The organism is Streptomyces sp. MS06 (genome assembly GCF_047200655.1).
Classification (GTDB): Bacteria; Actinomycetota; Actinomycetes; order Streptomycetales; family Streptomycetaceae; genus Streptomyces.
Window position 1 is genome coordinate 18,339 of record NZ_JBJZOJ010000086.1, and the last position, 8,741, is coordinate 27,079.

The 8,741-nt window shown below is 74.4% G+C and carries 7 protein-coding genes; 3 read left to right on the plus strand and 4 right to left on the minus strand.

Going from position 1 to position 8,741, the window contains the following annotated elements; genetic code table 11:
* The first annotated feature begins 2 nt into the window (after window positions 1-2).
* A complete protein-coding gene (locus ACL02U_RS30570) occupies window positions 3-275 on the plus strand; it encodes a hypothetical protein (RefSeq protein WP_412794245.1) in 273 nt (90 codons plus the stop codon).
* On the opposite strand, the gene ACL02U_RS30575 is transcribed toward ACL02U_RS30570, so the two are convergent.
* Window positions 230-877 carry an HAD family hydrolase gene (locus ACL02U_RS30575; RefSeq protein ID WP_412794246.1) on the minus strand — a complete coding sequence of 216 codons (648 nt, stop codon included), beginning with the start codon at window positions 875-877 and terminating at the stop codon, window positions 230-232. The genes ACL02U_RS30570 and ACL02U_RS30575 overlap by 46 nt on opposite strands.
* 246 nt (window positions 878-1,123) lie before the next feature.
* The gene (locus ACL02U_RS30580; protein ID WP_412794247.1) at window positions 1,124-2,212 is read right to left on the minus strand and encodes a hypothetical protein; all 1,089 of its coding nucleotides are present in this window, start codon (window positions 2,210-2,212) and stop codon (window positions 1,124-1,126) included.
* 133 nt (window positions 2,213-2,345) lie between these two features.
* Between ACL02U_RS30580 and ACL02U_RS30585 the strand changes: the two genes are divergently transcribed.
* Complete coding sequence (locus tag ACL02U_RS30585; protein ID WP_412794248.1) at window positions 2,346-4,952, plus strand: helicase-associated domain-containing protein; 2,607 nt, start codon at window positions 2,346-2,348, stop codon at window positions 4,950-4,952.
* A gap of 101 nt (window positions 4,953-5,053) precedes the next feature.
* Window positions 5,054-6,697: a DNA repair helicase XPB gene (locus tag ACL02U_RS30590; protein ID WP_412794249.1), complete on the plus strand. Its 1,644-nt coding sequence runs from the start codon at window positions 5,054-5,056 to the stop codon at window positions 6,695-6,697.
* 166 nt (window positions 6,698-6,863) lie between these two features.
* Here the strand turns inward: ACL02U_RS30590 and ACL02U_RS30595 are convergent, their stop codons facing one another.
* Both ACL02U_RS30595 and ACL02U_RS30600 read right to left on the minus strand, forming a co-directional pair.
* On the minus strand, window positions 6,864-7,049 hold the full coding sequence (locus tag ACL02U_RS30595; RefSeq protein WP_412794250.1) for a hypothetical protein: 186 nt from the start codon (window positions 7,047-7,049) through the stop codon (window positions 6,864-6,866).
* Window positions 7,050-7,471: 422 nt separating this feature from the next.
* Window positions 7,472-8,728, minus strand: a complete 1,257-nt coding sequence (locus ACL02U_RS30600; RefSeq protein ID WP_412794251.1) for a VanZ family protein — start codon at window positions 8,726-8,728, stop codon at window positions 7,472-7,474.
* Between the last annotated feature and the right edge of the window lie 13 nt (window positions 8,729-8,741).

Genomic DNA, 8,741 nt, shown 5'->3' on the forward strand with positions numbered 1-8,741 from the left:
CGGTGCCTGACAAAACCCGAACGAATTCCGCCGCGCCCGGTGATCGACTGATCCGTGCCGGAGCCGTCGTGTTCTTCGCGGGAGCCGTGGCCACACTCGTCACGGTGGCCCCGCTGCTCCTCGGAACCACGCCCTTTCCGACGTTCATGTTCGGACTGAGCATGCTGACCGGGGTCGGATTCCTGATCGCCGGCGCCGGCGTCCTGCGGTCCGCGGCGGCCGGGCGCCGTCAGGCGAGAGAGGGCTCCTCGGCGGCGTCGCCCGCGGCCAGGTAGGACGCGAGCCACGCCGGGAACTCCGTGAGGTCGGACAGTACGACGTCGGCTCCGGCCGCGTGCAGTTCCCCGGCCGCGCACGGGCCGGTCGCCACCGCCACCGACAGCGCCCCCGCGGTCCGCGCGCCGCGCACGTCCCCGACGTGGTCGCCGACGTACACGCCCGCGCCGTGCTCGCGCAGCGCGCGCGCCTTCTGCTCGGCCCACAGGCCGCCGACCAGCTCGTCGGGTTCCAGGCCGAGGTGGTCCAGGTGGAGCCGGGCGTTGTGCTCGTACTTGGCGGTGACGACGACCGCCCGGCCGCCGGCCCGCTGCACGGCCGTGATCGCCTCGCGGGCGCCGGTCATCTCGGGGCTTGCGGCCACCGCGTGCAGCGGGTACAGCTCGCGGAAGAGGTCGCCCATGGCGGGGACCCGGTCGGCGGGGAACCAGTGGGCCAGTTCCTCGGCCAGGGGCGGCCCGAGCCGGGTGACCGCGAGGCCGGCGTCGATGTGCGTCCCGGTCCGTTCGGCCAGCGCCAGGTAGTTGGCGTGGATGCCGGGGCGGGAGTCTATGAGGGTCATGTCGAGGTCGAAGCCGACGACCGGCGCGCGCGAAGTCATGGGGCCATTGTGCCGAGACCGGTCCGCGCGCCCGCCGGCCGGCCGACCGGCCCCGGGCGGCGGGCGGGCACACGGCCCGAGCGGCAGGCGGTGGCGCGCGGTCCGGGCGGCAGGCGGCGGCGCGCGGTCCGAGCGGCAGGCGGCGGGACGCGGTGGCGCGCGGTCCGAGCGGCAGGCGGCGGGACACGGTGGCGCGCGGCCCGAGCGGCGCCCGCCGGCGGCCGGGGCGCCGGCGGCCCGGCCGTGCTACCCGCCGCGCTGCCGCTGGGACCGCCAGACCACGAACAGGGCCGACGCCACGGCCGCACCGCGCACCACCCACGGCCAGGTCCCGGCGACCGCGTCGCCCCAGTGCCCGTCGGAGACCGGCTGCCCCCAGCGGCCGTCGGCGCGGCCCCACAGCCAGGTGACGCCCGCCGCCAGCGCCAGCGCGGGCAGGCCGACGACCGCCCACTTGGTCTCCGCGTCGGACAGCCGGCGCGAGGCGTAGGCGATCAGCCAGCCCAGGATCAGGGCGAACCAGTTGCCGAGCACCGCGCCGAAGAGCAGGCAGCCCGCGGCGAGCAGCAGCAGGGGGTTGCTCCAGGCGCGCAGGGACCTGCCGAGGGACGGCAGCCGGCGGCGCAGGGACCGGTCCGGCGCGGGCGCGGCCGCCTCCTCCCCGACCGCCTCTCCGGCCTCTCCGGCCTCTCCCTGCGGTGCCGGTACCGCAGGCGCCGGCCGCTTCTCCGCCTGCGCGGTGTCCTCCTCCGGCGGCGGTTTGAGCAGGTCGGGGATCTCCACCCCGCCGACGAACCCGGGCACCTCGTCCATGGACTCCAGCGGGCCGCCGCCGCCCATGCTCCACCAGTCGGGGCCGGGACCGGCCGGTCCGGTCCCGGCCGCTGGTACGGCGCCGCCGCCCGGCTTCGAGGTGCTCGCCGTACCCGGCGCCGAGGGGCCGCCGGTGCCGGCTCCGGTCGGCTCGGGGGAGCCGGTCCGGGGGCGCGGGAAGCGGCGCCGCGGCCGCCCGGGGCGGGGCCGCCGCGGCTCGTCCGCACGCTGCGCGGGCACGGCGGCGGAGGGCGGGGTGCCGGGGGCGGCGGCAGGACCGCCGGAGGGGGCGGTGCCGTCCGCGGCGGAGGTGACGACGTCGTCGGGGCTGCCGAGGCGGGACAGGATGCGGCGGACGGCGGCGGGGCTGTCCACGGGGGTCTTCGCCCGGTTCCGGTCGATCTCGTCCCGCAGCCGCGTGACCAGGCGCATCCTGGTCGCGGACGGGAGCTGGCGCTGCTGGGCCACGTCTCCGACACGGCTCAGATACTCGTAGACGACCTTGTCGCTCTCGATACCCACGAAGTCCCCTCCGGACCCACGAAGTCCCCTCCGGCGCGGCTGTGTTGGATACCCCGCCGGACGAAGGTACCGCGTCGGGTGCCGTACCCCGCGTGCCCGCGCCGTGTCACCCCCACCCGCTACCGTGGGTCGGATGAGCACCGAGGAGAAGCCCGCGGCCCCGCGTTCCCTCGCGGAGGCGCTCCGCGCGCGCGACGACGCCCTGCTGGCCGCTCTCCTGCGCAGCCGTCCCGATCTGATCACCCCGGTGCCGACGGACCTCACCCAGCTGGCCACCCGGGCCGGGACCCGGGCGTCCGTGGTGCGGGCGCTGGAGCGGCTGGACCGGTTCGCGTCGCAGACCGCGCAGGCCCTGGCGGTCGCCGGGGACCCGGCGACGTACCCGGAGCTGCTCGGTCTGATGGGCGGCGACGAGGGCGATCCGGCGGTCGCCGCAGCGCTGCCGCAGGCGCTCGGCACGCTGCGCGAGCAGGCGCTGGTGTGGGGCGCGGACGACCGGCTGCGGCTGGTGCGCACCGCGCGGGAGCTGCTCGCTCCGGGACCGCAGCACCCGTCGGCGACCGGTCTGGGGCCGACGGTGCGGGAGGCCTCGGCGGGTATGTCGCCGGGGCGGATCCAGGAGATCGTGCTGACGGCGGGCCTGCCGTCGACGCACGACTCGGTGTCCGCGGCCGACGCGCTCACCGCGCTGTTCACGGACCGGGCGCGGATGGGCGCCCTGCTGGACGGGGCGCCCGCGGAGTCCCGGGAGGTGCTGTCCCGGCTGCGGTGGGGGCCACCGTACGGGCAGGTCACCGCGGACCCGGCGGCCCGTCTGCGCTGGCTCCTCGACCGGGGCCTGCTGCTGCCGACGGCGCCGGGGACGGTCGTGCTGCCGCGCGAGGTGGCGCTGCACCTGCGGGGCGGGCGCGCGCACCGCGCCCCGGAGCCGGTACCGCCGGTCGTGGCGGCCGCCACGGCACACCGTCCGCAGGTGGTGGACGCGACCGCGGCCGGCCAGGCGCTGAGCGCGCTGTCGACGGTGGCGGAGCTGCTGCGGGACTGGGACGAGGGCGGCCCGGCGGTGCTGCGGGCCGGCGGGCTGAGCGTGCGGGACCTGAAACGGACCGCGGTGGCACTGGACGTGCCGGAGCCGGTGGCCGCCTTCTGGGTGGAGCTGGCGTACACGGCCGGGCTGCTCGCCTCCGACGGCGAGGCCGACGAGCGGTACGCGGCCACCCCGGCCTACGACGAGTGGGCGCAACTTCCCGCCGAGGAGCGCTGGGGCCGGCTGGCCGGGGCGTGGCTGGCGGCGACGCGGACGGCGGGGCTGGTCGGCGGGCGGGACGCCAAGGACCGGGTGCTGTCGGCGCTCGGGCCGGGTCTGGACCGGTCTGCCGCGCCCGAGGTGCGGCACCGGGTGCTGACACTGCTCGCCGGGTTGCCGGCGGGGGCCGCACCGGCGGCGGAGTCGCTGCTGGAGCGGCTGCGCTGGGAGCGGCCGCCGCGGGGTCCGCTGCCCGCTCCCGGAGCCGGCCGGGAGGGCGGCCGGGAGGGCGGCCGGGAGGGCGGCCGGGAGGGCGGCCGGGAGGAGGATCCGCGGACGCGGCTGGCGCGGTGGACGCTGACCGAGGCGGAACTGCTCGGGGTGACCGGGCGGGGCGCGCTGTCGGCGCACGGTCGGGCGCTGCTGGGGCTGCCCCCGGCAGCGGCACCGGCGGACCGCCCGGAGCCCTCGGGCCCCGGCGACAAACTGCCCGCCCACCCGAGCCACCACCGCCCCGCCGTCCCCGAGCCGCTGTCCCCCGACGCGCAGGAGGCGGCCCGCGCGGCGGCGGTCCGGCTGCTCGCCCCGCTGCTGCCGGAGCCGCTGGACCACGTGCTGCTGCAGGCGGACCTGACGGCGGTGGCGCCCGGCCCGCTGCAGGCGCCGCTCGCCGACACCCTGGACGTGCTCGCGGACGTGGAGTCCAAGGGCGGGGCCACGGTGTACCGGTTCTCGCCCGCCTCCGTCCGCCGGGCGCTCGACGCCGGGCGGACCGCTGCCGAGCTGCACGCGTTCCTCGCCGAGCACTCGCGGACGCCGGTCCCCCAGCCCCTCACGTACCTGATCGACGACGTGGCCCGCAGGCACGGGCGGCTGCGGGTGGGAGCGGCCTCGGCGTACGTCCGCTGCGACGACGACGCGCTGCTGAACGAGATCCTCGCCGACCGGCGGGCGGCGGGACTGCGGCTGCGCCGTCTCGCGCCGACCGTCCTGGCCGCGCAGGCGGACCCGGCGTCCCTGCTGGAGGGGCTGCGGGCGATGGGGTACGCGCCGGCCGCCGAGTCCGCGGCCGGCGATGTCGTGATCGCCCGCCCGGACGCCCGCCGCACGCCGCCGCGCACCGCCCCGGAGCCGGTTCCGGACGGTCCGCCGGTACCCGACGGGACCCTGCTGGCGGCCGCGCTCCGCGCGATCCGCGCCGGGGACCTGGCGTCCACGGCTCCCCGCAGGCGGGCCGACGCGGCCCCGCCGGCCGCGGGGGAGCTGCCCCGCACCACCTCCGCGGAGACCCTCGCCACGATGCAGGCCGCCGTGCTCACCGGGGAGCCGGTGTGGATCGGCTACGTGAACGCCGACGGGGCCGCCAGCCAGCGGGTCATCGCCCCCGTCCGGGTGGAGGGCGGCTTCGTGACGGCGTACGACCACACCGCCGACGAGGTCCGCACGTTCGCCCTGCACCGGATCACCGGTGTGGCGGAGCTGGCGGAGGACTGACCGCGATCGGCGGTGCTTGGGGCACACTGGACGTTTGGCCGCCGGCGTCCGGGCCGGCGCCCGGCCGCTGTCCTCCGGCCGCGCGGAAGGGAAGTACTCGGGTGAACGGACCGCTGATCGTACAGTCGGACAAGACCCTCCTGCTGGAGGTCGACCACGAGCAGGCGGACGACTGCCGCCGGGCCGTCGCGCCCTTCGCGGAGCTGGAGCGGGCGCCGGAGCACATCCACACCTACCGGGTGACCCCGCTGGGGCTGTGGAACGCGCGGGCGGCCGGGCACGACGCCGAGCAGGTGGTGGACGCGCTGGTGCAGTACAGCCGGTATCCGGTGCCGCACGCGCTGCTCGTGGACATCGCCGAGACGATGGACCGGTACGGGCGGCTCAGCCTGGTCAAGCATCCGGCCCACGGCCTGGTGCTGACCAGCACCGACCGGCCGGTGCTGGAGGAGGTGCTGCGGTCCAAGCGGATCGCTCCGCTGGTCGGCGCCCGCATCGACCCGGACACCGTCGCGGTGCACCCCTCGGAGCGCGGGCAGATCAAGCAGACGCTGCTGAAGCTGGGCTGGCCGGCCGAGGACCTCGCCGGGTACGTGGACGGCGAGGCGCACCCGATCGCGCTGGAGGAGGACGGCTGGGCGCTGCGCCCGTACCAGAAGCAGGCCGTGGAGAACTTCTGGCACGGCGGTTCCGGGGTCGTCGTCCTGCCGTGCGGTGCGGGCAAGACGCTGGTCGGTGCGGGCGCGATGTCGCAGGCCAGGTCGACGACGCTGATCCTGGTGACCAACACGGTCTCCGCGCGGCAGTGGAAGCACGAGCTGGTGAAGCGGACGTCGCTGACCGAGGACGAGATCGGCGAGTACAGCGGTACCCGGAAGGAGATCCGCCCGGTCACGATCGCCACCTACCAGGTGCTGACCACCCGGAGGAAGGGCGTGTACCCGCACCTGGAGCTGTTCGACTCCCGGGACTGGGGCCTGATCGTGTACGACGAGGTGCACCTGCTGCCCGCGCCGGTGTTCAAGTTCACCGCGGACCTGCAGGCGCGGCGCCGACTGGGGCTGACCGCGACGCTGGTGCGGGAGGACGGGCGCGAGTCGGACGTGTTCTCGCTGATCGGGCCGAAGCGGTTCGACGCGCCGTGGAAGGAGATCGAGGCGCAGGGCTACATCGCGCCGGCGGACTGCGTGGAGGTCCGCGTGAACCTCACCGACTCCGAGCGGCTGGCGTACGCGACCGCGGAGGCGGAGGAGAAGTACCGCTTCTGTGCGACCACCGACACCAAGCGGAAGGTGACGGAGGCGATCGTGCGGCGCTTCGCGGGGCAGCAGATCCTCGTCATCGGGCAGTACATCGACCAGCTCGACGAGCTGGGCGAGCACCTGGGCGCGCCGGTGATCAAGGGGGAGACGACGAACGCGCAGCGGGAGAAGCTGTTCGACGCCTTCCGGGAGGGCGAGATCAGCGTGCTGGTGGTGTCGAAGGTGGCGAACTTCTCCATCGACCTGCCCGAGGCGACGGTCGCGGTGCAGGTGTCGGGGACGTTCGGATCGCGGCAGGAGGAGGCGCAGCGGCTGGGGCGGGTGCTGCGGCCGAAGGCCGACGGCCACCAGGCCCACTTCTACTCGGTGGTCGCGCGGGACACCCTCGACCAGGACTTCGCGGCGCACCGGCAGCGCTTCCTGGCGGAGCAGGGCTACGCGTACCGGATCATGGACGCGGACGAGCTGCTGGCGGAGGACTGATCCGCCGGGCGGGACCGGCCGACCTCCGGGGAGCCGGTCGACGGGCCGACTGGGCCGACCTCCGGGAAGCGGGTCGACGGACCGGCCGTCCGGGAGCGGGTGGGCGGACCTGCAGTCCGGGAGCGATCAGGCGCACGGCCGTCGCGTAGCGGTCCGGTGGCGGGGATCAGCGGCGGCGGACGCCCGTCTCCTCGCCGTACTCGCCGAGGACGACCACGTCGAAGGCTGCGCGCACGAAGACCTTCACGGCGCGCAGCGCGTCGCCGAGGGGGTGGCGGTGGCTGCCGGTCACGGGGGTGGCACCGGACGGTCGGCCCGGTGCCGGGGCTGGGTTGAGGGTCGCTGCGCTCATGTCTCCATGGTGCGTTCCCGGACATAAGGACGGCATCGGTGTCCGCCCGCAGGACGGCCGTTCTCCGCCCGCAGGATGCCTTGTCCTCTAAGACGTCGTTTCTGATGGCGTGGCGCTCGTTGAGCCGTGCATGACATGACGGATCTGGAGCGGCTGGTGCCGGACGAGTTGTGGACGCTGTTTCGGCGGGTGATCCCGCCGACGGAGGTCATACGCCCGCAGGGCGGCGGGCGGCGGGCGGCGTCGGGCCGGTGACCGCGAGTGCCTGGCGGCGATCAACGTCTCAGTCGGCGGCGCGCGCCACGAGTGCATATGGGTAACCGCATTCGCCTTTCCCACCCGGTCGGCAGTGAGGCGGCTGTACCAACTGGCTTGAACCAAGAGAGAGGCAGCTCAAGTTCCCGAGCCGCCCGATGGTTGGTTTACTTGTCGGTGCTGATGTGCTGTCCTGTGGCCGCATCTACGGCAATGTCTTTGCCTCCTGAGCCCACGAACCAGACAGGGCGCCACTTGCCTGCCACCTGTTGGGCGATGAGTATGGCGGATTGGGTGCTCCGTCCGCTGATTCTGCGAGCGACTTCGCGGGCCGTGGACTCGTCGATCGTGACGGTCGGGAGGCTGGGATCTGGCACTGAGCGAGCCGTGAAGCCGAGAATGCGTTTCGCGGTGGTGACGGTGATATCCAGGCGCATGGGCATCATGACGTCGTCTCGGTACCGTCGGTAGGTAACGAGATAGGCACGGGTCGGGCCTTCTCCCAACGTGCGGACGTGCTGCTGGCTGCCCTTGACACTGTCGGAGAACCACGTCCGTGCGAACCGGTCGGCGACCTCAGCGGCGGTCTGTTCATCGGCGTCTCCTTCATCACCGCGGTTGTTGTCCGACCACGCACTCTCGAGGTGCTTCTCGGGCCACCACCCGGTGATCTTGCCGCGGTTGGTGTCGGCCGTGATCTTCAGCCTGTCGCCCACTGTCTGAGCAGAGCTGCTGACGATCCGCGTGCCGTCGCCAAACGTTGCCCTCGCAGCCTCGGTGAGCCAGGCGTCAGCCTGGCCCGCTGCTTCGCTTCGCTGATGCCGGGCGTCATCCATGGCGACGATGTCCACAGAATCGATGTGCGCGCGGAAGACGGTGGTGAAGGCGGCGCTACCGACGACGATCAACGTGGCACCCCAGAGGACATCCCTCCGCACACTCCGCAACTGCCTCCGGCGTGCCAACAGCCAGGCGGCTCCCGCGGCTGCGCCCAGGACGGAGCCAGTGGCGTTCGCAGTCAGGTCGGTAAGGCTGCAGGACCGCCCAAGATGACCGGTGGATTGGATGAGCTCGACGGTTCCGCTCAGGATGACGAAGCAGGCCGCGGCTGTCACAGGCCGCCTCAGCGCGTGGACAGCGAGGAAGGCACCCGGTGCGAACAGTGCGATGTTCAGCAGCGAGCTGGCGTCGGTGAACAGGTGCAGGGGGGCACCCGTATCGCATTGACCGGCTTCCAGGCCGGCATCACCAGGCAGGAGCGTGACGGACAGGATCCCGGCGAGGTAGATCGCGAGTGCTGTACCGGGCTGCCACGGTCTGTCACGGGACTTGGCGAGGAAAGCAGTGGGTAGCGCGAGCAGTGCGCTGAGGATCAAGAAGCCGACCACAAGTTCGGGCACGGCAGCGACAGATGCTTCGATCACGAGGGGCCCTTAA